The organism is Desulfuromonas sp. KJ2020, from assembly GCF_024197615.1.
Taxonomy (GTDB): Bacteria; Desulfobacterota; Desulfuromonadia; order Desulfuromonadales; family SZUA-540; genus SZUA-540.
On record NZ_JAKUKE010000003.1, the window covers coordinates 693,732 to 720,061 of the forward strand.

Annotated in this window: 19 protein-coding genes and 1 riboswitch; of the genes, 7 read left to right on the top strand and 12 right to left on the bottom strand. The window is 60.2% G+C overall.

Features of this window, described 5'->3' with window-relative positions:
* The first annotated feature begins 11 nt into the window (after window positions 1-11).
* From MJO47_RS11620 to MJO47_RS11650, 7 genes are all read left to right on the top strand, one after another.
* Window positions 12-1,259: a tetratricopeptide repeat protein gene (locus tag MJO47_RS11620; RefSeq protein WP_253961290.1), complete on the top strand. Its 1,248-nt coding sequence runs from the start codon at window positions 12-14 to the stop codon at window positions 1,257-1,259.
* A gap of 12 nt (window positions 1,260-1,271) precedes the next feature.
* Complete coding sequence (locus tag MJO47_RS11625; protein ID WP_253961291.1) at window positions 1,272-3,965, top strand: heavy metal translocating P-type ATPase; 2,694 nt, start codon at window positions 1,272-1,274, stop codon at window positions 3,963-3,965.
* Window positions 3,966-3,968: 3 nt separating this feature from the next.
* Window positions 3,969-4,445, top strand: coding sequence for a TIGR00725 family protein (locus tag MJO47_RS11630; protein WP_253961292.1), 477 nt, complete (start codon window positions 3,969-3,971; stop codon window positions 4,443-4,445).
* A 6-nt stretch (window positions 4,446-4,451) separates the two neighbouring features.
* On the top strand, window positions 4,452-5,489 hold the full coding sequence (locus tag MJO47_RS11635) for a bifunctional oligoribonuclease/PAP phosphatase NrnA (RefSeq protein ID WP_253961293.1): 1,038 nt from the start codon (window positions 4,452-4,454) through the stop codon (window positions 5,487-5,489).
* 80 nt (window positions 5,490-5,569) lie between these two features.
* A complete protein-coding gene (locus MJO47_RS11640; RefSeq protein ID WP_253961294.1) occupies window positions 5,570-6,649 on the top strand; it encodes an N-acetylmuramoyl-L-alanine amidase in 1,080 nt (359 codons plus the stop codon).
* Window positions 6,646-7,380 carry a ribonuclease PH gene (gene rph / locus MJO47_RS11645; protein WP_256502631.1) on the top strand — a complete coding sequence of 245 codons (735 nt, stop codon included), beginning with the start codon at window positions 6,646-6,648 and terminating at the stop codon, window positions 7,378-7,380. Before MJO47_RS11640 ends, rph begins: the two co-directional genes overlap by 4 nt.
* A gap of 1 nt (window position 7,381) precedes the next feature.
* Window positions 7,382-7,978, top strand: a complete 597-nt coding sequence (locus tag MJO47_RS11650) for an XTP/dITP diphosphatase (protein WP_253961295.1) — start codon at window positions 7,382-7,384, stop codon at window positions 7,976-7,978.
* Between the two features lie 75 nt (window positions 7,979-8,053).
* On the opposite strand, the gene MJO47_RS11655 is transcribed toward MJO47_RS11650, so the two are convergent.
* From MJO47_RS11655 to MJO47_RS11710, 12 genes are all read right to left on the bottom strand, one after another.
* Window positions 8,054-9,292, bottom strand: a complete 1,239-nt coding sequence (locus tag MJO47_RS11655) for an Ig-like domain-containing protein (RefSeq protein WP_253961296.1) — start codon at window positions 9,290-9,292, stop codon at window positions 8,054-8,056.
* A complete protein-coding gene (locus tag MJO47_RS11660) occupies window positions 9,289-9,771 on the bottom strand; it encodes a hypothetical protein (RefSeq protein ID WP_253961297.1) in 483 nt (160 codons plus the stop codon). Before MJO47_RS11660 ends, MJO47_RS11655 begins: the two co-directional genes overlap by 4 nt.
* 5 nt (window positions 9,772-9,776) lie before the next feature.
* Window positions 9,777-12,014, bottom strand: coding sequence for a putative Ig domain-containing protein (locus MJO47_RS11665; RefSeq protein WP_253961298.1), 2,238 nt, complete (start codon window positions 12,012-12,014; stop codon window positions 9,777-9,779).
* A gap of 153 nt (window positions 12,015-12,167) precedes the next feature.
* Window positions 12,168-12,251, bottom strand: a riboswitch (cyclic di-GMP riboswitch).
* A 347-nt stretch (window positions 12,252-12,598) separates the two neighbouring features.
* A complete protein-coding gene (locus MJO47_RS11670) occupies window positions 12,599-13,189 on the bottom strand; it encodes a methyl-accepting chemotaxis protein (RefSeq protein WP_253961299.1) in 591 nt (196 codons plus the stop codon).
* A gap of 8 nt (window positions 13,190-13,197) precedes the next feature.
* Window positions 13,198-13,731 carry a cytochrome c3 family protein gene (locus tag MJO47_RS11675; RefSeq protein ID WP_253961300.1) on the bottom strand — a complete coding sequence of 178 codons (534 nt, stop codon included), beginning with the start codon at window positions 13,729-13,731 and terminating at the stop codon, window positions 13,198-13,200.
* Between the two features lie 57 nt (window positions 13,732-13,788).
* Window positions 13,789-14,685 carry an NHL repeat-containing protein gene (locus tag MJO47_RS11680; protein WP_253961301.1) on the bottom strand — a complete coding sequence of 299 codons (897 nt, stop codon included), beginning with the start codon at window positions 14,683-14,685 and terminating at the stop codon, window positions 13,789-13,791.
* A gap of 2 nt (window positions 14,686-14,687) precedes the next feature.
* Window positions 14,688-15,962 carry a cytochrome c3 family protein gene (locus MJO47_RS11685; protein ID WP_253961302.1) on the bottom strand — a complete coding sequence of 425 codons (1,275 nt, stop codon included), beginning with the start codon at window positions 15,960-15,962 and terminating at the stop codon, window positions 14,688-14,690.
* A gap of 10 nt (window positions 15,963-15,972) precedes the next feature.
* The gene (locus tag MJO47_RS11690; RefSeq protein WP_253961303.1) at window positions 15,973-17,952 is read right to left on the bottom strand and encodes a cytochrome c3 family protein; all 1,980 of its coding nucleotides are present in this window, start codon (window positions 17,950-17,952) and stop codon (window positions 15,973-15,975) included.
* Between the two features lie 71 nt (window positions 17,953-18,023).
* Window positions 18,024-20,066: a peptidyl-prolyl cis-trans isomerase gene (locus MJO47_RS11695; protein ID WP_253961304.1), complete on the bottom strand. Its 2,043-nt coding sequence runs from the start codon at window positions 20,064-20,066 to the stop codon at window positions 18,024-18,026.
* A 73-nt stretch (window positions 20,067-20,139) separates the two neighbouring features.
* The gene (locus MJO47_RS11700; RefSeq protein WP_253961305.1) at window positions 20,140-23,550 is read right to left on the bottom strand and encodes a hypothetical protein; all 3,411 of its coding nucleotides are present in this window, start codon (window positions 23,548-23,550) and stop codon (window positions 20,140-20,142) included.
* Window positions 23,522-24,097 (bottom strand): GNA1162 family protein, encoded by a 576-nt coding sequence (locus MJO47_RS11705; RefSeq protein ID WP_253961306.1) that lies wholly within the window; start codon window positions 24,095-24,097, stop codon window positions 23,522-23,524. Before MJO47_RS11705 ends, MJO47_RS11700 begins: the two co-directional genes overlap by 29 nt.
* Window positions 24,098-24,171: 74 nt before the next feature.
* Complete coding sequence (locus tag MJO47_RS11710; protein ID WP_253961307.1) at window positions 24,172-26,328, bottom strand: hypothetical protein; 2,157 nt, start codon at window positions 26,326-26,328, stop codon at window positions 24,172-24,174.
* Window positions 26,329-26,330: the final 2 nt, after the last annotated feature.

Consider the following 26,330-nt stretch of genomic DNA (forward strand, 5'->3'; position numbering starts at 1 on the left):
CCGGAGTTTTCATGCAAGATATTTTTGACGATACAGAAGCCGTCTTTGAAGAAGACGATCTGGAGATGGCTCAAGAGGCCCTGCACCGGGGCGACAGTCGGGCTGCCCTTGAGCTGGCCCAGGAGTTTCTCCTCGAAAATCCTCTTAACGTCGAGGCCCTGAACCTGTGCGCCATCGCGGCCTCGAAGGAAGAGGATGAGGACAACGCCTATCTGCTCTTTCGCAAGGCCCTCGCCCTGGAACCCCATAACGGCACGATCCATCATAATTTTGCCGCCCTGCTCGAGCGTCTCGGCCGCTTCGAAGAAGCGCTCGAACATATTCGCTTCGCTCTGAAGCAACAGCCCGACTTTCCGGAAATCTACGTCAATATGGGCAATGCCCTCGACGCCCTCGGCCGTTCGGAGGAGGCACTGGCTGCCTACGATGAGGCTCTGACCCGCCTGCCCCAGTCGCCGGACGCGCAGTACAACAAAGGCTACGTGCTTAACCGGTTGGGACGTTTCGAGGAAGCACTTCGCTGCTTCGAACAGGTGCTGGTCGATTATCCGGGGGATCAGGCCACCCTGAACAGCCTGAGCTATTCCCTCGCGCATCTGCCCGACCAGGAGGAGGCGCTGGCCTACTGCGACAGCGCCCTGCGGCGAAATCCCCGTGTGGCCGTCTTCCATTTCAATCGCGGCCTCGCCCTGGGGAGGCTGACCCGCACCGACGAGGCTCTCGCCAGCCTGGATCGTGCCATCCGTCTCGATTCCGGTTTTTTCGAAGCTTTTATGGAGAAGGCCAGCCTTCTCATCGAAGCCGGGCGCTACGCTGAGGTTCTCTCTACCGTCAGCCTGGCGGAAAAGGTCGAACCGGATCATCCCGAACCACCCTTTTACCGGGGGATCGTACTGGAAAAGCTTGGAGATCTCGAGGGCGCCCTCTCGGCCATCGATGAGAGCCTGCGGCGGGATCCCGACTCCATCTATACCCTGAACAACAAGGGGAATGTGCTGATCGACCTCGGGCAGCTGGAGGAGGCGCTGGCCTGTTTCGATGCCATTCTCGAACGCACGACCCGCTATCCCCTGGCCCATTACAATCGTGCCTGCGTTTTTGCCCGACTCGGGAAAGTCCGGGAAGCGGTCAAGGCCTTGAGCTGTGCTTCCGCCCAGGAAATGCAATTTCTTGAGGATGCTCTTCATGACCCGGATTTTGATGGCATCCGCCATTCCCGATCCTTTAAGCGTCTTTATAAAGACAAAAAGACGGATTAAGGCCATCTGCTCATGACCGATTCCATCGTTTTTCCCGTCCATGGCATGAAATGCCAGAAGTGTATGGGACGCGTCCGTGAGGCGCTGTCCTCCCTTGACGGTGTCACCGAAGTCGAGGTTTCCCTGGAGGAGCGCCAGGTGCAGATTACGGTGGAATTCGGTCACCTGCAGCGCGAGGCGCTGGTTGAGGCCGTCCGCCAGGCCGGATTCCAGGTGCCGGAAGAGGGAGACGAGGCGGTTTCGCCGGCAGAGGTACCTTCCCGGGCTGCGACGGATTCGGCCGCCAGGAAGAACCCCGGTGAGACCGAAAGAGTGACCTTGAAGATTGCCGGGATGACCTGCGCCAACTGTGCCCGGACTATCGAAAAAGGGGTGGGGGGCATGGCCGGCGTCCAGAGCGCTGTGGTCAATTTCGCCGCGGAGAAACTGCGGGTTGACTTTTGGCCGGAACAGACCGGCGTCGAGGCCATCCGGAAAAAGGTGGAGGCTCTCGGCTACCGCGCCTCCCTGCCGTCCGGAGAGACCTCGCCTGGTAAAATCTCTTTTGCGGTCCAGGGCATGCACTGTGCCGCCTGTTCGCAGACCGTCGAGAAAAAACTCTCGCAGCTCGAAGGCGTCCGCTCGGCCAGGGTCAATTTCGCCCGCGAGAAAGCGACGGTCGATTTCGATCCGGCCCTTATCGACCGGCCGGGTATTTTCGAGGCGGTACGCCGGGCTGGCTATACCCCTGTGGCCGCCCAGGATCAGGATGACGCGGAAGAGGGGAAGAAGCAGCTGCGCTGGCTGATTTTCTCTGCTGTCTTCACGGCTCCGATCATGCCGCTGATGTGGCTGCATCCCTTCGGGGAGGCCACCCTCTATGTGATTTTCGCCCTGGCCACCCTGGTGCAGTTCACGGCGGGGCTGACCTTTTACCAGGGAGCCACTACCTCGCTCAGAAACGGCGCCGCCAACATGGATGTACTGGTGGCCATGGGGATTACGGCGGCCTACGGCTATTCGGTGCTGGCTGGTTTCGGCTGGTTCGGCCTTTCCGGCGAGGTCTTTTTTGAAACCGGCGCCATGCTCATCACCTTCATTCGTTTCGGCAAATGGCTGGAGGCCCGCGCCAAGGGGAAGGCGGGGCAGGCGCTCAAGAAACTGCTCCACCTGCAGGCGGACCGGGCCCGCATCCTGGTGGATGGCGAGGAAAAAGAGGTGGCGGCCGACAGCATCGAGGTCGGTGATGTCTTCGTTGTGCGCCCTGGCGAAAAGATCGCTACCGACGGCGTGGTCGTCGACGGCGGCGCGGCCGTGGACGAGTCCATGCTCACCGGCGAGGCGGTCCCCGTGGACAAGGGCGTCGATGACGAGGTTACCGGCGCCACCATCAACCGGAGCGGTCGGCTGGTCGTACGTGCCACCCGCGTCGGCGAACAGACGGCGCTGGCCCAGATTGTACGCATGGTCGAAGACGCGCAGGGGGACAAGGCACCCATCCAGCGCCTGGCCGATACCGTCTCCAATTACTTTGTGCCCACCGTCGTGGTGATCGCCCTGGCAACCTTTCTGCTCTGGCGTTTGGCCTTGGGGATGGAGTTCCTCTTCGCTTTCAAGATGGCCATCAGCGTCCTTGTCATCGCCTGCCCCTGCGCTCTCGGTCTGGCCACTCCGACGGCCATCATGGTCGGCAGCTCCGTCGGCCTCTCCGAGGGAATCCTGTTCAAGCGGGCGACGGTACTCGAAAATATCTCCAAACTGCAGGTCGTGCTCTTCGACAAGACGGGGACTCTGACCCGCGGCGAATTTACGGTGATCGATGTCCTCCCTGCCGAAGGAATTGAGGATAACGAGCTGCTGCGAATGGCGGCGGCCGCCGAGGCGGAAAGCCACCATCCTCTAGCCCGGGCTGTCGTTCATGCCGCCAAAGAGCAGAACCTGGACTGGCCTCAGGCTGCCGAAGTGGAAGAGCGCGGCGGCCACGGGCTTCTCTGCACGGTAGACGACCTTCACGTGGCTGTCGGCAACGAACGCCTGATGGAGGAGGAGAAGGTCTCCCTCGGAGGTCTGGCCGAACGGGCTCACGAGCTGGCTCGCTCCGGCAAATCCATCGTGTTTGTCGCCGCTGACCAGAAAGCCCTCGGCCTGCTGGCTCTGGCGGATACGCCGAAGGAAGGCGCGGCAGAAACCATCGCCCGCCTGAAGGATCTTGGCCTGCGCACGATCATGATCACCGGGGACCGGCTGGCGGTGGCCGAGGCGGTCGCCGCGGAGGTGGGCATCGACGCCGTCGAGGCGGAGGTTCTGCCCGAACACAAGCAGCAGGTGGTTCGTCGTTATCAGGATGAAGGCTACCTCGTCGGCATGGTGGGCGATGGCATCAATGACGCGCCCGCCCTGGCCCAGGCCGATATCGGCATCGCCATCGGCAGCGGTACCGACGTGGCCAAGGAGACCGGCGAACTCATTCTGGTCAAGGGCGATATTCGCGATGTGGAGCGCGGCATTCGCCTGGGGCGAAGGACCCTGTCGAAGATCAAGCAGAATCTCTTCTGGGCCTTTTTTTACAACGTGGCGGGCATTCCTATCGCCGCCGGCGTGCTCTATCCGGCCTTCGGCCTGGTTCTCAAACCCGAATTCGCCGGCCTGGCCATGGCTTTTTCGAGCGTGTCGGTCGTCACCAACAGTCTCTTGCTCTGGCGCTACCGCCAGCGTCTGCAGGAATAGCGCATGACACCGATCGTAGGAGTTATCGGCGCCGGCACGGTGTCGACGGCAGGCTATGAGGCCGCCCGCCGGGTCGGACAATTGCTGGCCGAGGCCGGACTGGTTCTGGTCTGCGGCGGGCTCGGCGGCGTCATGGAGGCGGCCTGCCGTGGCTGCCAGGAAAAAGGTGGCATCTCCCTCGGGATCCTGCCGGGAGCCAGCCGCCAGGATGCCAACCCCTACGTGAGCTTCCCCGTCGTCACCGACATGGGGCACGCCCGCAACGTCATCATCGCGCATACCGCACAGGTTCTCATCGCTGTTGAAGGGGAATACGGCACGCTCTCTGAAATCGCCGTCGCCCTCAAGCTCGGTCGACCCGTCATCGCCCTCGGCCACTGGCAGCAGGTCGAAGGCGTTCTGAAGGCTTCCTCCCCGGAACAGGCCGTGCGTCTGGCTCTTGATTGCCTCGCGGACCATCCTTCACGACAAGGAGAATGATCGGATATGCCCGTCGACTTAAATCGATCCCTCGAATTTTCCCGGCAACTGGTCGATTGGGTGCGCGGCAAAGGGCGCATTCTCATCTTTTGTCACGACAATCCCGACCCTGATTCCCTGGCTACTGCCTATGCGCTGCAGCATCTTTTTCTGGTCAAGGCCGGGCAGGAAGCGACCATCGCCTTTGGCGGCATCATCGGGCGGGGGGAAAACCGTACCATGGTACGCCTGCTGGAGATCGATGCCGTCAAGGTGCAGGATCTGGACCTTGATGAATTCAACGTTTTCTGCGCGGTCGATACCCAGCCGGGGACCGGCAACAATTCCATTCCGGCCGGAGTCCGCCTCGATGTGGTGATCGACCATCACCCGCTGCGCGAGGCCACCGCTCTGGTTCGCCTGGCTGATGTCCGGGAGGATTACGGGGCGGCGGCGACTCTGCTCTTTGAATATCTCAAGGCGCAGGAGATCACCATCTGCACCAAGCTGGCGACCATCCTTTTTTACGCTATCAAATCGGAGACCCAGGATCTGGGTCGGGAGTGGGCCAAGGCCGACCGTGAGGCCTACCTCAGCCTGGTTCCTCTGGTCAACAACCACATTCTGTATGAGATTACCCATCCGCAGGCGCCGCGGGGCTATTTCAGCAGCTTTAACAAGGCCATCGAGAGCGCCCGCACTTACGGGGAAGTTCTTGTTTTCAATCTGTATGATATTGAAGTCCCTGACATGGTCGCTGAAATGGCGGACTTTCTGCTGCGTGTGGACGATGTGGCCGTCGTTATGGGGATGGGCCGTTACAACGGTATGGGTGTTCTCTCCCTGCGCACGCTACGCGAAGACCTCAATGCCGGCGATCTCATCCAGGAGGTGGTACAGGGCATCGGCACGGCCGGCGGACACGGCATGATTGCGGGGGGACAGATCCGGCCTTTTCCTGAAAAGCAGGCCCAGCAGCATGAATTGGAAATCACTCTGACAGGGCGTCTGCTCGAAGCCCTCGGGCTGGAAAAAAGCCCGGGTTTGAGCCTGCTTACCAGCTGAATCCCTTGCTGCCTTTCGAGCGTTGACTCCATGCGCGCATCCGGGCTATAAACACATTCCTTTGCCTGATCGAGGTCATTATGGTTCGTTTTCTTTTTATTGCACTCTTCTGGCTGTTGGCCTGTCTGCCGGCGGTCGCGTCCGTCGAAATATCCCTGGGGGGAAGCAGCCCCGTCACCATAGAGGAAGTCTACCGCCGGGATGGGACCTCTTTTCTCCCGGTGGACGAGGTGCTGCGTGCCGTCGGCCTTTCCGGGCGCTGGATTTCCGTCGAGCATATCTACACCTTCAAGACCCCCCGCGGCACGGCCACCATCTCCCCCGGCAGCCAGTTCATCCGCGTCGATGGCGATTTCATTCCTCTGAGCCACCGTCCCCGCTTCATCGACGGCAAACTGCGCGTCCCGGAAAATTTCGTGACCGGCAATCTCCGCACTCTGCTCGGCCAGACGGTCTACTATCGCAACCTGCAGCCGGTTGTCGACGAGGATCCCGAGGGAGAAGAAGGTACCCTCGACCGCCTCTTTGCCTTCTTGCTGAATAAAAAGAAAACGGCCGCTGCTCCCGGTATTCGCGGGGTGGCGATTGATCCGGGGCATGGCGGCGAAGATCCCGGCGTCATCGGATTGGATGGCGTCAAGGAAAAGGATGTGACCTTAAGTGCCGCCCGCCGCTTTGAGAAACTGATCAAAATGCGCCTGGGAATCCCCGTTTATCTCAGTCGTGACGGTGATTATGCCCTCAGCTGGCAACAACGTTTCGAACCGGCCCTGCGCAGTGACGTGGACGCCTTCATCACCCTGCACGCCCAGGGCGCTTTTTCCCCGGGACCCCAGGGCTTGACGCTTTTCATCCGCCCTCAGAACGGCATCGACGAGAACAAGGGCGAAGGGGAGCGACCCGACCTCAGCCTGAAGCTGGCCCGGGAACTCAAGGTTTCCCTGGAAAAACAGGGTCTGCCGGTCCTGGATATCGTGCAGGCGCCCTTGCTGCCTCTCGGTCGGGGCGATCTACCGAGTGTGCTGGTGGAGATGGGGTATCTGACTAACAGAGAAAATAAAAAGCAGCTGGTAGAAGATGCCGGACTCGACCGTATGGCCGAGGCCCTCTACGGCGGCTTCAAGGTCTTTGCCGATAAACAAAAGGAGAACATGAATTGAACCACCATCCGACTCAACGTAAAGACGGACGCGCCGTTGAAGCCCTGCGTGACGTGTCCTTTGACCTGCATTTTACCCGTTATGCCGAAGGCTCTGTGCTGGTTTCTTTTGGCAATACCCGCGTTTTATGCAACGCCACCGTGGAAGAGAAGGTGCCCCCCTTCATGAAGGGGGAGGGCCGCGGTTGGGTCACCGCCGAATATGCCATGCTGCCGCGCGCGACCCATAGCCGCTCTCCGCGGGAATCCACCCGGGGGAAGGTCGGCGGCCGTACGCATGAAATCCAGCGCCTGATCGGACGTTCCCTGCGGGCCGTCATGGATATGGAAGCTCTGGGCGAACGGACCATTCAGATGGACTGTGACGTCATTCAGGCGGATGGGGGGACGCGCACTGCCTCGATTACCGGCGCCTATGTCGCCATGGCGCTGGCCGTCAACACGCTGCTCGAAAAAGGGCTTATTGACCGATCTCCCATCAAGGAAAGCGTTGCCGCCGTCAGCGTCGGCATCGTCGACGGCCAACCCGTGCTCGATCTGAATTATGACGAGGATTTTCAGGCGTCCGTCGACATGAACTATGTCATTACTGAGTCCGGTCGTTTCGTCGAGGTGCAGGGGACGGCAGAAGAGGAGCCTTTTACCCTGCAGGAACTGGACGCTCTCCGGGACCTGGCCCTGGTCGGCTGCCGCAAACTGGGTGAACTGCAGAAAAAGGCGCTGGAGGGCTAAGATGGATCTGGTGGTCGCGACGCGCAATCAGGGTAAACTCAAGGAAATCCGCCGGCTGCTGATGGATACCGGCGTTGAGGTCCGGGGACTGGACGAATTTCCCGGAGTCCCCGAAGTCGAGGAAGATGGTGACAGCTTTGAGGCCAACGCCCGCAAGAAGGCGGAAACGGTGGCGGCGGCGGTCGGGCTGTGGACCCTCGCCGACGATTCCGGGCTGACGGTGGACGCTCTCGGCGGCCGGCCCGGGGTGCATTCCGCCCGTTATGCCGGACCGGAGGCCACCGATGCCGACAACAATGCCAAACTCATTCAGGAATTGGCGGAGGTTTCACGGGTTCAACGCAAAGGAGCCTTCAACTGCTGTATGGCCCTGAGTCGGCCGGGGGAACCGACCCGCGTCTTTCACGGCCGGATTGAGGGTCTTCTTCTCGACGAACCGCGGGGGGAAGGGGGGTTCGGCTATGATCCGCTCTTTCTGGTGCGGGAATACGGCAAGACCATGGCCGAACTGGCGATAGAGGTTAAAAACCGTATCAGTCATCGCGGCCAGGCCTTGCGCCAGGCGCTGGGCTGGATCAAGGACAATCTGCTGGGATAGCAAAAAAGGTTTGCCGGAAGATGGCAAACCTTTTTTGCTTGATAAGTCCTTTTTTGCTGGTTGGCCCTAGAAGACCTAGAAGACGGGCGGGGCCGGCGGGGCAATATTGAAGAGCGTTTCGAACTCCCACGAAAAAGTTTCCGCCAACGCATTGCCAAACCGGTCCGCCAGGCCGGGATTCAGTCTGGCGGTGTAACGGGTGTAAGCGAAAAGGGGCTGGCTCGGCTGGAACGTGAGGCGACGGCTCAGGGGGTCATAGGTGAGCGTGCCCGGCACCGAACCGCTGGGGGACTGCAGGTGAATGCTGTCGGCAGTCAGGGTGCTTTCGTCGATATCCTCATTCAGAATCAGACTGATTGCCATGTCGACAGGCACCGTCTGGCCGATTTGGGGCACCAGGGACGACAGGGTGGGCGGCGTGACATCCCAGACCTCGTTTTTCTCCAGCAGTCGTTGATCGTACAGGGCCACGCGGTCCACGTCGATCTGCTCCATGGGTATATGGGAAAGCAGTTCGGCGGCGAGAGCCTCGGCCTCGGCCTCGGTCAGGCCTTGCGTTCTATCACCAATCCCCTCGACCAGAAGGCTCTCTTTCTCCAGAATCGCGCTGCTCGCAACCAGCAGGGCCGCATCGTATTGGGTCGCCGGAATGCCCCCGGCGAAAAGCACCTCCATCTCCGTCAGCAATTCTCCCATAAGGCGGGTCAGCACGCGGGCGGTATTGTGCGCCTGGACGGCGGCCGCCCTCCGGTCCGCATCCGCCGAAGAGAGGGACTGCGCCACATAATCCTCCAGCAGGCTGAGATCCTCGGCAAGGTTTAACGCGTTCCGTACACGCACTTCGGCTTCCGGTACGGCCATCTGAGGGGCCTTGTCGAGTTCATGCTTGATCAGGGTCGAAAGGGGCGAGATGAAGGCGTGATGGCCCGTCGGGGACTCCAGGGTCATATTGAAGGCCACCGGTTCCCCGACGTTGTCCTCGTCGATGGTCTCGCCGGCCTGGATCTGTACTACCACGGGATAGCGGTCGCCGTCTTCTTTTGTTACCGACAGGCTGTAATACCCACGCTCGCCGGACCGGGTCATCGGCTCGTCGGCATCGTGGCGTTTATTGCCGTTGCGATCCAGAAAGACCAGGGCGTTACGCAGATAGCCGTCAGCTACGTGTCCTTCCAGCGAAGTGGTGGAGGCCGACAGGTCGGGCAGCGAAGCCGGATCGCCGGACATCGAACTATCTCCTCCACTGCCGCCGCAACCGGCCAGCAGTAAAGCGCCGATCAACAGCAGCGCTCCGTTAAGTCGTATCTTCATCATTTATCTCCTTGCGGTTTTATCCTGATCATGAATTCCCGTTTTGAACTGCCGGGATAGATATAGGTTTCTCTTTCCAGCATGTCGGTGACGACGGCCTCTTCCATATCGACCAGTTCAATCGACCGATTGGCGGGGAAGGCGGTATGGTCCCAGGTCAGCACGATGGGACTGGTTGGGTTCTCCGCCCGTATGACCAGCCGCCATTGGCCATTCTCCATTTCCGTCAGCCTGTGAATGTCCCGCCAGTACTGTCCCGGTCCGGTCAGAAAATGAGCCTGCAGCGTGCCGTGGGGCAGGGCGGGTACCGTCGGTCTCTCGTCCGCCTCATCCATCGCCTCGACCTTCTGCCCGAAATGGAGCTGTACTCGGGCTGGGCCGGCCACCACATTCAGGGAGGCTTCCCAGTCCCTTTGAGCATGGGCACTGATGGCGGTAGCCACCAGTAACAGGCTGATCAGCAACAGGATGAGACTGGACATGGACATCAACTCCTTCCTGGGCGAGGGATGATGAGAGTGACCGGGGTGTTTGGCTCACTGACGTAGATCCAATAGCCAATCCAGGGCACCATGGCCGCTTTTTCCGGGGTTCCGGCACTGATGAAAGCGTAGGTGTCCGTACCCTTGTAGCGGTAGAGGGCGTTGGCGACCAGATGGCGAGCGGCGGCGTCCAGCCAGGCGATGGGGGGTTCCCCTCCAGCCTGCACGAGGATGTCTTCGAGAACGATCTGGCCCTGATAGGGGTTCGATATCAGGTTCCAGCCGGCCTGCAACGGCTGGGTGAAGGTGGCGGTTTCGATGTCGGCGAAGGCGCTGAAATCGGGCAGCGCAGAAGAGGCGGTCTTTTTGATGAAGACCCCTTCGCCGACTTTGGCCGGGTTGGCGCTGTTGATGGGGCTGTAGGAACCGTCATTGCTCGTGCTGGTGACCCCTTTGGAGATCCAGCGATAGGCCTGATTCGTCGCGAAGGCTTGAGCGGCGGTCAGGGCGGCGCCGTCAATGTTCTTGGGGATACCCACTACGTTGACGCCGGGCAGCAGCTCGATGGTCGGCCCGGCCAACTCGCCTGCGGATGGATAGGCCCAGACCAGGTCGTTGCGGCTGTCGCGCACTTCAAAGTGAAAACGGTGATCAGGCGCCGGTCCCAGTTCCAGGGTGCGGGAGAATACGGCGCCCGTGACAACATCGCCTTGTGCCTGGTTCATGAGGTAGGGGGAGCCGTTGAGGACGAGAAGCACGTCGAGGTCGGCGCCGCCCAGACTGTCGCGCAGCACGACGTTGAAGCGATATTGCAGCTCGGCGGTGGGGACGCCATCGATGAGGTTGTCAAGGGCGCTGCCGCCGTCCGTCCGTTCCACGCCGGGGAGCTTGGCAGAATCTGTGGACAGGCTCAGCCCGTCGGGGATGGCGGCGAATTCAGCCTGGATCTGGTGATGCTGCTGAACTGCGCTGAACCGGTATTCCGGCAGGGGGCCCTGGGACTCTCCATCCACGAGGACATCGGCGATCATGAAGCCCTTTTGGGGCAGGATGACGAATTTCTGCTCGCTTCCGTAGGCGATTTCCACCTCGCCCGTCGGGGAGATGATGCCGCCTTCCAGGGCGGTGGCGGTGACCACCCAGTCGGTTCGGGCGCTCTCAAGGGGGAAAGCATCCTGACTGTCAGCGACGCCGTCATTGTCGTCATCGCTGTCCGCGTTATTGCCGATGCCGTCCTGATCCGTATCGACCGATTCGGTGGGGTCCTCGGGGAAGGCGTCTTCGGCGTCCACGACGCCATCGCCGTCGCTGTCCTGGGGGCCGTTGGCGGCGACGCTGATGGAGAAGGCCGGCAACGAGGCGCTGGCCTGGCCGTCACTGACCGAAATGACGATAGCCGCAAAGGTTTGAACATCCTGGCTTCCAGGCGTGCCCTGCAGGGTGCCGGTGGCGCTGTCGAATGCGGCCCAGGCCGGCTTGTTGGCGATGGAAAAGGTCAGACGGTCCTCGACATCCTGGTCTTCAGCCGTGGGCGTAAAGGCATAGAGCGAACCTTCTTTGGCGCTGATCGCCGGTGTGCCGCTGATAAAGGGCGCCCGATTACTGTCAACCACCGTGATGGTCACAGTTTCGCTGTCGCTGAGCTTGCCGTCGGAGACGCTGAGGGTTACGGCGTAGGTTCCCGCCTGCTCAAAAGTCGGGGTCCAGCTGAAGGTGCGGGTGGCGGCGTTAAAGGTGGCTCCGTTCGGCAGGGCGCCGGCGCTGAAGGTCAGGCTGTCTCCCTCGGCGTCAGTGGCGCTCAGGGCGAAGGAGAGGGTGGAGTTCTCCGACACGGATCTGGCGCCGATAGCAGCCAGAACCGGGGCGCTGTTCACGGGAATGAGAACAGGAACCTGCACGGAAATAATATTGGATATGGGACTTTCGTTGCCGGCGGCGTCATAGGCGGTGACGGTGAAGTAGTAGCTCTGTCCTTCCGCCAGACCGGTAAGACTGGTGGTCAGCGTGCCGCCGACGTCCACGGGGGAATTCCCCTGATCGGCACCGGTGCCTGTGAAAGGGAGGGTGTCCGAGCCGGCCTGGTAATGCAGACGATAGCCTACGACCTCGGCAGACGGACTGGCATCCCAGGCCAGACTGACCTGGCCCGCATAGGCCGGCATGGCGGTCAACGTCCAGCACGCCAGGGTCAAGGCAAGGCGCACCAGGGTGAAGATTCCTTTTTTCATGATGGTCTGTGTCATGTTGCCTCTTTTTCATTTGGTGTCCGGTTTTCACCGGCACGGATAGGACGGTTGGGCGAAGGTCCAAAAAAAAACGCTCACCTCCTTGCCGAAGGTGAGCGTTCGATCCCTGTCTCCTGCTGTGATGGCAGGGAAAAGGGTGCTGACGTTCTCTTCGGTAGCCCGGCTGTCCTCGCCTGGTGAGGAGGACCCGTGGCTTTGCGTCCCCAGATCGCTCTGGGTTTGCCTTTGTCGGAGTTAGATTTTTAAATTCCCGGTTTGTCTTTGTGGCGATGACTGGCCATGGTTTTTTAAGGAAAAGTCAAAAAGCCTCAGCCGTTCAATCCCTTATGAGCATAAGCCGTGCCAAGGTAATATCAAGAAAGGTTGAAGGAGGGTTGGCGGAAGTGTTGCCGAAGGAGAGAAAAGGATATTTGCCTGTTATTTCAACAGGTAGGAGAGACCTTAAAATGGCGGAAAAACCGGGGGTTGAGAGAAAGTAATTGAGGTTTCACTTGAAAATTAATTGTCAACGGGGGGAAGTTCTCAGCCGGGATGACAGATATTGTCATCCCGGCAAGCGATTTGAACCTGACAAAAGAAGATCAAGAGGAGTGGTGCTCATGAACATGGTAGATGGCCAGTTCAGCCAGAACCTCCCGGCGACACTTTTCCATGCGCTCCAGATGCTTTTCCAGAGAATCATTTGGCCCGCCGCTCTCCTGGATGGGGAGACGTTCCAGGGTCGCACGGATGCTGAGCACCTGATCGTGAAATTGCTGAACCAGGGTGTTGACCTGGTCTGCCAACTCCTTAACCTCATCCCCTTTTCGCAAGGTAATCCGTTTGCGCAGGTCGCCTTCCCGAATCTGTTTCAGGTCCTGTTCGATGCGGTAGACGCTGCCGGCGTAATTTTTGGGAAAAAAGAGGCTGGCGATGAAGCCGACCACCAGGCTGAAGACAAAGGAATAGGCGACCGTGGGCAGCAGCATGTCGAGAAAGCTGCGCGCCTTGATGTGGAACAGCTTGAAGGACGAGGTGATCTCCACATTGGCGAAATGGTAATAGACGGCGCTGCTCAGCAGCAGGCAGATAAAGAGGATGCTGCTGATGCGGACGATCATGCGCCATTGCATGGCGCTGTGGATGCTCAGGTTGAGAAGCTTGCGTTTTTTCAGTGACGTATCGGGATTCATGGCTCTCCTCAAAACATGGTCGCCGGGGACGAGTTTTTGAAACGGATATGGCAGGTGACGCACAACTTGGTTTTAACGATTTCCCTGACCAGCTGGCGGGCGGGAGCGCCGTGGGGTCCGTGACAGGTCACGCAGGTCATCATGCCGTCCTCGATGGTCGGCAGTTCTTCGGGAATAATGGTGCTGCCCCGGCGCGCATAGAGCCGCACGGGATGCGAGGCCCCGAGATCCGTGTCCGAATGGCAGCTCAGGCAGACCTCGATGGTCAGATCCTGCGGTTCACGCAGGCGAGCATGGAGGCCCGCTTCTCCGACCGGTATGCCCTGCCGCGGCGAGCCGCCGGCCAGGTGGCAGCGGCGGCATTGCCTTTCGAAAAAGGGCGGATGGGTGAATTTCTGCGCCATCCCCTCGTTGAAGGTGTCGACATGACACCGGATGCACTGGTCGTCTTCGCTCTCCTCGGGCAGAACCCAGGTGGAAGCGGAAAAAGCCCCGAACAGCACCCCGGCGAGCAGCAGCACCGCTGGTAAAAGATATTTCATCACAGGCAACTCTCTGTGGCATGTTGCAGGGGGGAGCGGGTCCCCCCTTTGAAGTCTTTATTCCACCACAAGGAACTGCTGAACCCGGTTGTTCTCCCGATCGGCAATGAAGACGTCACCCTGGTCGCTGATGCTCATCCCCTCCGGATAGAAGAGCTGGCTGTCGTTCCAGCCCATTCCCAGTTTGCGCCCGAGAAAAGAGCCGTCTATGCCAATGACCGCCAGACCGCTGCCATACTGGTCGACCAGGTAGATATGCCCCTGGTTGTCGACTTCCAGGGTCGAGGGGAAATTCATGTGCTCCTTCAGGCTGCCGGTCAGGCGGGCAAAACTGTCTTCTCCTTTTTTGGCCAGGTAGACCACGGCCGTGACGCTGTCGATCAAAAAGACGTTGCCCTGGCGGTCGACGCTGAGGTCGGAGATAAAGCCGTAGTCCGCCGGAAAGGGGAGCTGCCCCTGTACGACCCCGGATTCATCCACCCACAGCACGCGCTCGGAAAAGATATCCAGAATGGCAATCTTGCCGTCGGCAGTGATGCGCAGGCTGCGTGGCACCACCTTGCCGGATACCGCTCCCTTGATGTCCAGATTCCCCTTGAGGGCGCCATCGGCACCGAGACGGACAATGCGGCGATCCTTGCCGTCAAGCACGAACAGTTCCCCGTTGCTGCCGATCTGCACCTTGATCGGATAGATGCGGTCCACCGGCAGGGTGGCGCCGGGGGTGACGACCCCGTCCTTGAGGGTGAAGCGCAAAAGGCGGCGGTTGTCGCTGTCCGTTACCACGACGGCATCTTCCTTCACGGTTACCGCGGAAGGCCCGTTCATGGGCTTGCCCACAGCGTCGGCGTAAAGGGTCTGAATATGTTTGAGTTTTACGGTACCGGCAGCCGAAGCGGCCATCGGCAGCAGAAACAGCATCAGAGTCAGGATGGCGATCCTCGCTGGTTTCATGATTACCTCCGATACTTGGTATGACACTGAATACACAGGTCGTTGATGGTTTCATAGTAGAGGAAGTGCTTGTACTGGGTCCCGTGCGTGCGGTGACAACTCAAGCAGTCCAGGGTCAGGTTGCGGTTGCGCGGATCGACCACTTCGCTGCCGATGGGATGGGTCGAGTGGGTCTGCCAGTCGTGACACTGGCCGCACAAATCGACGGTGTTCGGCTCGTTGAGAATGAAACGGTTGTTTGAGCTGTGCACGGAATGACAGGAGCCACACTCGCCGTCGGCGATGGGCTGATGCTTGGTCTGGCTGCGATCCTGGCGAGCGATGGTGTCCGCATGGCAACTGCCGCAGACGTTGAGCATGGGGCCCGCCATCAGGTTGGCTTCCGACGAGGCGTGGGGTGCATGGCAGTTGATGCAGCCCTTCTTGTCAGCCAGGGGCCAGTGCAGACGGTCCTTGTTGAAGGTTTCGTTGAGCATCTCGTAGTGACAACCCTGGCAGAGCTCGTATCCCGGTTTCAGGGTGGCGAAGGGGGTCGCCGAGGAGGGATCTTCGTGGCACTGCTTGCACATTCTCTTCTTCAGGGGCTCGTGCACGTTGTCATAGAGAATGGATGGACTGTTCGAGCCGTGGGGATTGTGGCAGGAGGAACAGTTGGCGGTCTGCACCGGGTAGTTGAGGTGCTGGCTCTTGAAGGTGCCCTTGTTGGGGTCGTGGCACTTCAGGCAGAGTTCCGGCGCTTTTTCCTTCAGCAGGGCAGAACCCGTTTGGGAGGCATGCGGGTTGTGGCAAGTGAGGCAGTCTTTCTCCACGGGGGCATGTTTCACCTTGTTCTGGGCCATGGTCTGGCCGAGTTCGGCATGGCACTCGAAGCAGAGGGCGCTGCCGGCCTGAACGAGGTTGTTGCGGTTGTCGGCCGAATGGGGGTCATGGCAGAGGGCGCACTTCCCCTCGGCGACGACCTGGTGAATGCTCTTCGAGCCGTCCGGGATCAGACCGTCGTGACACTTGCTGCAGATCCGGCTCGGCTCCGCCGCCATCAGTTTGCCGTGGTCGGCGGCGTGGGGGTTGTGGCAGCCAGTGCAGTCCCCTTTTTTCAGGGGTGTGTGAATATGGGGCTTCTTCATCTTGTCCTTGAAGGCCTCATGGCAGGTCAGGCAAAGATCGCCCCGGGCGCCCTTGGCCAGCTTGAGTTGCGCGTCGGTGGCACCGAGCGCGGTGGAAGCCGTCAGAACAAGGACCGCGAAAAGAGTCAGAATCAGGTTCGTTTTCAGGTTCATATCGTCCCCCTTACTGCTCGACAAGGTGGCAGGGTTCACAGGATCGTGCCGCAAAGGGCGCATGCATGACATCCTTGAAGTATTGCGGGTCTTTGGAGGCGTGCGGATTATGACAGGTGACGCAGTCCATGACCTCGGTGGCGATGCCGGCGTGTGCCTTGCGGAAGGAGTCGACATCCGTCTCATGACAGGCGGCGCACAGGCTGTGCTGGGGCTCTGTCAGCAAGCGGTTCTGCTCCGACAGGTGCGGTTTGTGGCACTGCAGGCAATCCTGCGCGGCCGGAGAATGGGCCCGCTCGCTGCCCATCTTGTCCTTCAGAGTCGTGTGGCAGCTAAGGCAGAGGTCCGGGCCGGTGGTGAGCAGCAGGCCGGGCAGGGCCGTTTTGTGCGGACTGTGGCACTGGCTGCACTCGCCGTTGGTAACGGGGGCGTGCTGACTCTTCGCCGAGGCCAGTTCATCGGTAAGATCACTGTGACAGGCCGCGCACACGGTTCTCTGCGCGTCGGCGAGCATGCCGCCGTAGGGGCTGGCATGGGGATCATGGCAGATGAGGCAATCCCGATCCTTGAAGGGGGAATGCTCCAGTTCCTTGTTCGGGTTGTCCATCAGCGTCTCATGGCATTTCACGCAGAGATCGGCGCCCTGGGCCCGCAGGAAGCGCGCATCCGAGCCGCCGTGGCCGCTGTGGCAGAGGGTGCAGCTCCCCGATTTGACCGGCTGATGGATGACCGTCTGCAGGAACTCGCCCTCCAGCTCGGCGTGGCACTGGTAGCACAGGCTGTCGGCCCGCTGGGTAAGCATGTCGGGTGCGTTGGAGCCGTGGGGGTTATGGCAGGTGCTGCACATCTCTTCCGTGGCGGGCTGGTGAGGTTTCGCCAGCTTGGCAATGGCGGTCTTGACGTCCGCATGGCACTCAAGGCACTGCTGGCCGTCCGGTTGGGCGAGCAGCCCGTCGTGCAGGCCGGCATGGGGTGAATGACAGGACAGACACCCCCGTTCCGAATCGACCGGCGCGTGAGGGCTGGTGAACTTGGCGTTTTTCTCGGCATGGCAGTCGAAACACAGCTGATTGCCTTTGGCCGTGAGCAGCACGGCATTGTCCGAGGTGTGCGGGGCGTGACAGGAGAGACATTCGCCCCCCTCAAAGGGCGAATGGAGCACGGTACCGCCGCCCTTGAGCGCGTCGGGATCATGACAGTTCTGGCACAGTTCGCTGCCGGTCTGGGCCAGGCCGAAGGGTTCGGCCGAGGTGGCGCCGTTGTGGCAGGCCTCACAGCTGGCTTCCGCCACCGGCGAGTGAACGCTGCCTTTAAGGAGGCTGCCCAGATCGCTGGAATGGGGATCGTGGCAGAGGGTGCAGGACTGCTGCTCCACCGGATAATCCCCGTGGGCCTGGCGGAAGGCTTTATCTCCGGGGTCGTGGCAGGTGAGGCAGAGCTTCAGCGGATTCTCCGTCAGCAGGTTCGGTTCAGGGGAACCGTGGGCCATGTGACAGGCGCGGCAGCCCTGATCCTGGATGACGCCATGTACCTCCTTGCGGGAGAAGGGGGTCTTATCGTGACACTGGAAACAGATATCGCTGCCGCTCGCGTTCATCATGAAGGGGTTGTCCGAGGCGTGCGGGTTGTGGCAGGTCGTGCATTGCCCCTTGCGCACGGCGCTGTGAACGCCCTTTTTGTCCAGGCCCAGATCCTCCTGGCTGTGGCAGGGGAAGCAGACCTTGTTCCCCGACTCCTTCAGCAGCAGCTTGGGGATGATGCCGTGAGGCAGGTGGCATTCCTCGCATTTCTGGTCTTTGACGATGGCGTGCACATGCTTTTTGGACAGGTATTCCTTGTCAAAGTCCTTGTGGCAGTCGATACAGCCCTGGCGGCTGAAGGAACGCTTGGCCGCCTCGGCCTCCCCGGTAGTAAGGCCCGCCAAGAGGACGATGACCGCCGCCGAAAAGAGAGCCGTCCAAAATTTGTTTTTTCCTGACGATAAGCTCATGGTCCAACCTCGCTCAGAAAACAACCTTGTCAATGAGTGTCTCGTATCAAAACTCTTACCCTTAAAATCTCTCACGAAGCCTGCCCGCTCAGATAAATGCGGGTGTCGTAGGCTTCCCTGAGTTTGCCGATCCACATCTCCAGGGTTTCCTCCACTTTGTTCTGGAAAATGATCTGCCGGATCTCCTCCCGGACCTGATCGTAAGGCTTCGGCTCGGGCGGATAGACCTTTTCAAAATAGAGTACGTAGAAAAATTTACCCGGATCGTCGAAGACAATGGCGTCGCCGGTGCGATAGCTTTCGCCTTCCTTCTGCAGATGGGCCGGCAGGGAGGTCAGGCTCAGGATGCTGTTGCCGAAGGTGAGCAGATCCTTGTTCTCTACGGGGACCAGACCGGAGGAGTTGGCGGCCACCCATTTGAAATCGCTCCCCCCCTGCAGTTTCTTCAGGGCGTCGCGGGCATCGTTCTCGCGGTAGAAGGGGAGGGATTTGACCCGCAGCATGGTCGGGGTGGAATACTTCTGCAGGTTGTCATCGTAATATTGGCGAACTTCTTCTTCGCTGATGGTTACATCGGGCACGACGGCCTTCTGCACGAAGTTGTCGAACAGGGTCTTGCGCTCGAACTCCTCGACCTGCAGGCGATAATCCTGTTCCTTGTCCAGGCCAAGGTTTTTTGCGACCAAAGTGCCGGCCCGGCGGAAGAGGATGTCGTTGAGAATCTGGTCCTTCTTGCCCTCCACCTCCTTGACATCCAGGGGGATGTCGGTGCCGTGATAGAACGTGCTGTTCAGTCGACCGGCAAACTCGGCCACCGTGAGGATCTCGGGCTCCGCCCCCTTGACGGTGGCAAGCACGCGCTTGTCTGTCAGCAGGGGAGCCAGAGCCTCGCCGAGCTTGATCTCCGGGTTTTTCTCCTTGATTTTCGCAAAGTCGATAGCGGCCTCCGCCTCCTTGTTGAATATGGCCTTTTCATCAACCAGCTTGGAGACGTACTTCTCTCCCTGGCTGGCCACCTGCCCGTCCCATACCGCTTTGCGGGCGAACTGCAGGGCAGCCGGATCTTCCATAAAACGTTTGTCGACCAGGCGGAAGATGAGGAAGCCATCCGCCTTCGTGTAGATCTTACTGATGTCCCCCGCCTTCATCTCCTTGGCATCGGTGGCGATCTGGGGGAGCAGATTCTTGAAGGAGGTGTATTCCGCGTCGGGCTCTTTGACGGCCTTGCCCTGGGCGATGGCTTCTTTGATCAGGGCGTCGAAGGATTTCTTCTCTTCCAGAGCCTTGAGAAGCGCGACTGCATCCTCCTGCTTGGAGAAGCGGTAGCTTTCGAATTTCCCTTCCAGGGAAATATCCCGATAGAGTTTGTTTGCTTCTTTCTCGTCGACGGTCAGGCCGGCCAGTTGCTTGTTGAGCAGAGCATATAGCAGGGTCTTTTCGGCAAAATCATCGACCTGCTTACGGATCGTGGCGGTCTGGTCCAAACCGATGTTCCGTGCCTCCAGCGCGACCAGCCGAACAGCAATCAGGCGGTCCAACAGGTGCTGTGCATTTTCGGTGAGGGTGGCATGGTGGTTCTCTTCGGTCATATCACCATAAGAAGCCTTCAAATCCCGTGAAAACTCGGCCATGACGATAGGCTCCTGATTCACCTCGGCTACGGGCGTTTCGCCGAACCAGAGCGAAGAGAGGGGCACGTTGATCTGCAGGTTTCGATCCTTGTCGATGCCCCCGGCCGTCAGACGCTCGACGCTCACTTCGGTCTTGCCCTCTGAGCGCTCGGCGATCACCTTGTCGAGTTCACGGTTCATCGTGTTGGTCAGAGCTTTGGCTGCGCCCGACGTCGGCAAGGGCATTTCTTCGTGAACAGGCGTCAGGGCAGGTGTCAGCTGGCCCAGCAGGACCGGATGCTTGTTGACGAAAGCGACGGGAGTGCCCGCAAAGCTGGGGGAAAAAACAGGAACCTGCAGGCTGAGGGTGGCATTGTCGTCGAGAACGACCTGGTTGGCCCGGTGTTCCTCAGCATGCTGGGCATCACCGAAGGCGAAGGCGGAGGCCATGGGAGCGAGGCTGATCATCAGTGCGAGAGGGATAAGGCGAAACATTTTTTTCATGAAATAACCTCTTGGTCAGTGGTTGACGTTAAAGGACTGATTCTAATGAAAGCGAAAAACGTACCAGTTTGGCTCAATTGTCTTTGAATAGATGGGTGGTAATGTTGCCGGTCAGGCCTTGGGTTAGGCTGTGAGCGGAAAGAACCCGCCCCACATCAAAAAAATAAACGCCGTCGTCTCCCTGGGCGGTGCTGCGAGACCACCAGATGACCTGGCGATTTGCCCCATCAAACACCTGGGCAGAAAAGTCAACCTTGGCATCTCCCAGTTGATCCTGGTAGTCGAAGACCTGACCGGACAGAATAAGGTCGGCGCTGAGGGACGAGGAACTGGCCAGAATGTCGGAGACGGCCAGCGAAGGGCCGGCCTGCATGATCAGGCGGTATTTGAGCAGATGTTCCCGCACCAGACCCGGCTCGAAGACCCGCACGTTCTCCAGGGCGTGCAGATTCTGCAGAAAATGCAGAGGGAGTACAAAGCCGGCGTTCTTGCGGGCATATTTGTTGAGAAAGGGCACAACCGCCACCGTATAGCTGGCCTCCGGGTCGAAATCGGGGGCACGGAAGCGCTCGGCCGGCCGGTATTTGCCCTTGCTGGCCGGCTCTTTGATCGGTTGGCCGGCCCGGTAGGCATCGAGGGAGTCAAGCAAGTCTTTGACGGCATCTTCCAGCAGCTGTTCCTGAGAAGTGATGCGCCCCAGCCCTAATAACCCAGGCGCGTCATCACCGGTGCGGGCGTCGCTGTCCATCCAGGCAATTTCTGGTATATCGCCGCAGCGCACGAGACGGGCCGACAAGGCCAGGCGAGGCGGCGCCGCATCCTGGTAGCTTTCCAGGGAGGTGATAAAAACGGCCTGCGTCCCCGTTTCCGCCGCCAAGGCGCGGGACAGCTCCTCGCCGATGCCGCCGGTGTAGCGCATGCGGTGGGTTTTCATGAAGTCGGCGAGGGCTTGCCCGGGCAGCAGCCGGTAGCCACGCTGGCGAAGTTTTTCTTCGATGAAGGCGCCGATAGTGTCGACGGGTGCCTTGACGCCGGTCAGGTTTTCCACGGGCAGCACGGCGATGAGGGAACCCTGGTCAATCGCCGGGGTGATGAGCACTTCGGCCGACCAGGGGCTTTCCTCCCGGTTGCCCTCGCCATCGATAGCGATCACTTTGACCTGGTAGGTTCCCGGTTTGTGTGGGGCCCAGCGCAGTTCAGGCGAAGCGCCCTTCTGAATGACCTGTTCCCTGCCATTCTTGAGTGTTCTGAACTCGTAGGAAACCGTGCCCAGACCGCCGGAGGCCATCGCCTTCCAGACGAGTGGTTCACCCAACGCCGGCCGTGAAGCAGGCGCGGCGGAGGTTAGAGACTGCAGGGAAAGAGGAGGGACGACCTCCTTCCAGGGCGACCAGGGACTTTTTTCCTCGTTGCCCAGCTGATCGACAATATCCACCCGCACGCGGTAGTAACCCGGCTCCTTCGGGTTCCAGACCCAGGAAGTCGCCCGGCCGGACTGCACCTTTTCCACGCCGCCATCGCGTTTTTCCAACCAGACGCTGGTGGTCAACCCACCGACGCCGCCGCTGGTTTCCACCGTCCAGGTGACGGGCTGGTGCAGCTCATATTGGTCCGAGACGTTGTCGGGTTGGGGAATCGAGACGTGCAGGGGCGGTGCGATGTGGAAGGCGGGCGACCAGTCCGTCGCGGTTTCGTTGCCGAGGGCATCAATGGCTCGCACCCGCAACTGAAACTGGCCGGCTTCTTCCGGCTGCCAGGTCCAACGGGGCTCAGGTCCGGTCTGCACCGTCAGCACGTGGCCTTGCTGATTCTTCAGCTCAAAAACCGTATCGATGGGGGCAACGCCGCCGTTGACGGCAACGGACCAGACCACCGGGACGGTCTGCGCCGCCTGCGGAGAGGGCTTGTCAGCGGCCAAGGCAGTCAGGGTGAGGGGTGGTTCCAATCGGATCGGATCGGTCCATTCGCTGACCGCTTCGTTGGAAAGACTGTCCGTCATCCGCGTTCGCAGACGATAATCTCCCGGTTGTTGCGGCTCCCAGATCCAGCGCGGTTCCGAGGCAAAAGGGGTCACGGTAGAGTTTCCCTCTTCATCCTGCACCTCAAAGGCGAATCGCCGCTTACCGACGCCCCCTGTGCCTTCGGTTGTCCAGGGAACGGTCAGGGTTCCAGCCACCTGCGGGAAGGGGACAGCGGTCCAGGGTTTTTGGACGACCAGCGGCGGCACGATGGCATAGGGATCAGACCACTCGCTGAGCGCCTCGTTGCCATGCGAGTCCGTCACTTTGGCCTGAATCCGATACGCCCCCTTTTCCGCCGGCCACCAGAACCATTCAGGTCCTGTAACGGTTTCGGCCTGGCCGGTGGTTTCCTCGTCGCGGACCAGGGTAAAGGTATAGGTCTTGGGGCCAACCCCACCGATGGCTTTCACGGACCAGGCCACCAATCGGGTCATGGCCGCCTGTGGGGCCGGGCGGGAAGGCTGTGGCTTTTCGATGCGCAGGGGCGGAGCGATGCCAAAAGGTTCCGACCAGTCACTGACGGATTCATTCCCCTTGGCGTCGGTTACGGTGACCCGCACCTGGTGAGGGCCGGGCACCTCCGGTGTCCACAGCCATTCGGGTTTGGAGCTTTCCTGCATGTCGACGATTTTGCCATCGGGAGGACGCACCGCAAAGGTATAGCCCTTGCCGTCAAAACCGCCCTTGGCCTGAACCGTCCAGGGGACCTCCACGCTACCCAGCATCCGGGGTGGTACGATAACTGTATCCGGGCGGCTCACTTCGAGAGGGGGTACAATGCGGTACAGGGTGGTCCAGGGGCCGGTGCGGCTGTTGCCCTGCTCATCAAGGGCCACGACCCGCACCTGATAGGACCCTTCTTCCTGCGGCTGCCAGCGCCAGGTGGTTTCAGCGCCGCTCTGCATGGTTTGGGGCGCTTCCCCGTTACGGAGCAGTTCAAAGGTCAGGTCAAGATTGCCGATACCGCCGGTCGCCCGTACCGACCAGACGATGGGGAAGCTGCGGGCCGCCTGGGGCGGTTCACGGTCAGGGCGGGGGAAGTCGACCACCAGAGGCGGGGCGATGCGAAAGACGCGAGACCAGTCGCTGGTGGCCCGGTTGCCCAGGGCATCGACAGCGAGGGCGCGCACCCGATAGTCGCCAGCCGTCTCCGGACGCCAGATCCAGCGGGTGTTCAGGCCCGTATCCACCCGCTGCACCGTGTTGCCGTCACGGGACAGTTCGAAGGACAAATCGATGGGGTCCTTGCCTCCCTGCGCCGTCGTGCTCCAGGTCACGACACCGGTGCCGACGGCCAAGGGAGAGACTTCCCCCGTTTGCGGGGAGGACAGTCGCAACTCTTCAACGCTCTCCGCCGGGACAGCGGCAGCGGGCGGCTCCTGTGCGAAAACGGTGGACGCCAGCAGCAGCAGGGCGGCCACAGCGGCACGAAGCTTATTGGAAGAGCTGATCGAGCAGATCATTGACTGCCTCTTTAGTCACTTCGTTCATGGGGTCGCCGGCGCCGCCGAAGAGGCGGTCGGAGAGGGTAATGCCGCCCTTGGTGGCAGCACCGGACCAGACGACCGTGCCTGTTTCGACTTCCATCAACTGCAGACTCAGCGAGATGATGTTGGCCTGGGTCTGACCGGAGCGAACCTGGCCGTATTCCCGCAGCACGCCGGTAATGACGGCGTCGACGCCGAGGATTTTACCAATGGATTGGATCTTGTCCGCCGGGGGTTGGGTCGGCTGTGGAATGCCGGCGCGGTCGATCCCCCGCTGCACCTCGCCGGGTGGCTGCACGTACATGGCTTCCGTCGCCAGCAGCATGCCCATGAAGGTGTCGCGCACCCGGGCCGAAGCGTCGTCGTCCGTCGTCAGATTTTCAAAGGGGAGCACGGCGACGCTTTGGACGGCGCCAAAGTTCATGGTGGCGTTTTTGTAGGTTGCCTCCGAAGAGGCGCAGGCAGCCAGAGAAAGCGCCAGCAGCAACAAGGGGAAAATTCTGGACAGTGTGGAGAGTTTCATGGCAATCCTCTTCATTTGGTGAAACGGATCAGGTCGATATGGGCCGTCCGGCGGCCGTCCTGAAAAACCGACAATCAATTGGTATAGATGCGAAAATTCACCATGACGGATTGGTAATCCGTCATTTCGTCACGGACTTCCTGGCGGCCGATATTATACAGAACCCTCAGGGTGGCCGCCTCGGTAACGCTCCAGACGAGGCTCGGTGTAAAGGTGCGACGCCAGTCTTCGTCTGTGTCGCCGTCCTCGTAATACGCCAGATTAAGTTGCAGGGTGCCGTCGCGCAAGGGGAGCCAGCCGGCCCCGTACTCCCAATAGGTGTAGATGTCCTCTTCACTGCGTCTATGCCGTACCTCGCCGTTGAGGCTGAGCGTATCCGTCGGGCTCCAAGTGGCCCGCACGCGGCCTGTCTCTCCCCGCTCCGTCGGTTCGTGCTCCCGCTGCTCCCAGCGGATAGAATAGTCGGCGATCAGGTTGAAGCGGGGATGCGGGATAAGGCTGTTTTGCAGGCGCACAAAAAAGGCGGAGGTGTCCTGGCCGGTAATGGAGTCCTGCCAGTTGTAGCCCTGGTCGAAGGAGAGGTCCCAGCCGGTATACATCTCGGCGTTGGTGCGCAGGATGATGGCGTTACTGACGCTTTTGCCCTCTGGTTCCTCGGTGCGCATGCCGCTGTAGGTCAGGCTCTGGTTCAGGGTTGGCAGATAGCGCCCTGATAGCTGGGCGCTGTAGTTGGTGGTGGCGGTGTCATGCTTCCACTGCTCCCAGGCATCGCTGCGCAGCAGGCGGGCCGTACCGGAAAAAATCGGATTAAAGCGATGGATCAGGCTGAGGCCGTTGCTCAAACGCGCGCGGGTGTCGTCAAAAAGATCGGTTTCGCGGTACTGGTAGGTGGCGTCGTACAGAAGCTGGGTTTTGTCGGTAATCTTCCAGGACAGGCCGGCGTTAAGGTTCTGATAGGTCGAGGTGATTTCGGTGACATCGGCAGGTGGAAAGACGAAAGCCCGCATATCGATCACCAGAATATCCGCCGTGATGCCCGAGGACGCCGGCAGGGCAAAGGTCGTCACCTTGATAAATTCTGTGCTGACCTGGCTGGCGAGATCGATGCGGTAGAGGCTGTCCAGCGAATCGAGTACCTGGGTAGCACCGACCTCCGTCCAGTTTTCCTGATCGTCGCTGATGAAAACTCGAAAGTCGAAAGAGGTGGATGTCAGCCGATCCAGGGTCAGGTCGTCCGTCTGCAGGCTGACCTCGATAACGTCGACCTGGATTTGTTCGCCAAAATCGAGGCCCAGGCTGATGGGGGTCTGCGGTCCTGACGGACTGAGATCGATGGCATCGATGAAAGGTATCTCGCTGGTTGGCGTATAAGGGGTCAGAGCCAGGTCGGTATCCGTGGGGTCAGTGTCATTGATCAGGAAAAAACCTTCTCCCCTGGAGATTGTTGGGATTTGCGATACTCCGCCCTGAAATTCAATCGTGGAACGTTCCATGCGGGCGCCGGCACTAACAGCCAGACGGTTGTCGTAAAAATTGCGGGCGTAGCGTACCCGGCCGTTATGGGTCTGTGTCAGGGCTTCTGTGCCAGCCAGCTTCTGCTCTTCGTCACTGCGCAGATAGCTGTAAAGAAATTCCAGGTCCTCCCAGCGGTATTTGCTGCTCAGTCGATAAACCTTACTTTCATTGTCGCGAGTCAGAGGCTCGTCGTAGCGCAGCGTATGAGCGTAGTTGAGCTCGAGGGTGGGCAGCTCGACAGGACGCCAGAAAAAGCGGGCGGTGGTGGTTTCCATGAAGTCCCGCTGAGTGTCGCTTCCTGTTGTTTTCGTCTTGGCCTCCCGCTCCTCATAGCCGCCCGACAGGGTGTAGAGGGGCATCAGCCATTGCAGATCGACATAAGGCCGTACGGTGGAACCTTCCGTACGGGTTTTCGTGAAACCGGTTTCGGTGGAAACCGTTTCGTTTCGCAAATCGTTGTCTTCGAGTTGGGCTCCTCCATTTAAAAAGAGGGTGGGGCCGAGTTCCTTGGACAGGTCGAGCCGGTAAATCTGACTGAAGCGCTGCGATTCCGAATCGGTGCGTTCCTGCTCACGGCGATCATTCGTGTCCGAGCTGGTGCTGGTATAAGTCCAGTCGCCGAGCAGTCGCAGGCTGTCGGCGTAGCCGGCGGCAGGCGTCAGGAACCAGGCTAGCGCAATCAGTAGGAGGCAGTTGAGGGAAGCGGTTCTGGTCATGA

Bases quoted from the DNA above. Each gene is read 5' to 3' on its own strand.
- MJO47_RS11680 (WP_253961301.1), bottom strand. From the start codon at position 14,685: ATGAAACCAGCGAGGATCGCCATCCTGACTCTGATGCTGTTTCTGCTG.
- MJO47_RS11635 (WP_253961293.1), top strand. From the start codon at position 4,452: ATGCCCGTCGACTTAAATCGATCCCTCGAATTTTCCCGGCAACTGGTC.
- MJO47_RS11665 (WP_253961298.1), bottom strand. From the start codon at position 12,014: ATGACACAGACCATCATGAAAAAAGGAATCTTCACCCTGGTGCGCCTT.
- MJO47_RS11695 (WP_253961304.1), bottom strand. From the start codon at position 20,066: ATGAAAAAAATGTTTCGCCTTATCCCTCTCGCACTGATGATCAGCCTC.
- MJO47_RS11620 (WP_253961290.1), top strand. From the start codon at position 12: ATGCAAGATATTTTTGACGATACAGAAGCCGTCTTTGAAGAAGACGAT.
- MJO47_RS11685 (WP_253961302.1), bottom strand. From the start codon at position 15,962: ATGAACCTGAAAACGAACCTGATTCTGACTCTTTTCGCGGTCCTTGTT.
- MJO47_RS11630 (WP_253961292.1), top strand. From the start codon at position 3,969: ATGACACCGATCGTAGGAGTTATCGGCGCCGGCACGGTGTCGACGGCA.
- MJO47_RS11655 (WP_253961296.1), bottom strand. From the start codon at position 9,292: ATGATGAAGATACGACTTAACGGAGCGCTGCTGTTGATCGGCGCTTTA.
- MJO47_RS11650 (WP_253961295.1), top strand. From the start codon at position 7,382: ATGGATCTGGTGGTCGCGACGCGCAATCAGGGTAAACTCAAGGAAATC.
- MJO47_RS11710 (WP_253961307.1), bottom strand. From the start codon at position 26,328: ATGACCAGAACCGCTTCCCTCAACTGCCTCCTACTGATTGCGCTAGCC.
- MJO47_RS11705 (WP_253961306.1), bottom strand. From the start codon at position 24,097: ATGAAACTCTCCACACTGTCCAGAATTTTCCCCTTGTTGCTGCTGGCG.
- MJO47_RS11700 (WP_253961305.1), bottom strand. From the start codon at position 23,550: ATGATCTGCTCGATCAGCTCTTCCAATAAGCTTCGTGCCGCTGTGGCC.
- MJO47_RS11675 (WP_253961300.1), bottom strand. From the start codon at position 13,731: ATGAAATATCTTTTACCAGCGGTGCTGCTGCTCGCCGGGGTGCTGTTC.
- MJO47_RS11690 (WP_253961303.1), bottom strand. From the start codon at position 17,952: ATGAGCTTATCGTCAGGAAAAAACAAATTTTGGACGGCTCTCTTTTCG.
- MJO47_RS11640 (WP_253961294.1), top strand. From the start codon at position 5,570: ATGGTTCGTTTTCTTTTTATTGCACTCTTCTGGCTGTTGGCCTGTCTG.
- MJO47_RS11670 (WP_253961299.1), bottom strand. From the start codon at position 13,189: ATGAATCCCGATACGTCACTGAAAAAACGCAAGCTTCTCAACCTGAGC.
- MJO47_RS11660 (WP_253961297.1), bottom strand. From the start codon at position 9,771: ATGTCCAGTCTCATCCTGTTGCTGATCAGCCTGTTACTGGTGGCTACC.
- MJO47_RS11625 (WP_253961291.1), top strand. From the start codon at position 1,272: ATGACCGATTCCATCGTTTTTCCCGTCCATGGCATGAAATGCCAGAAG.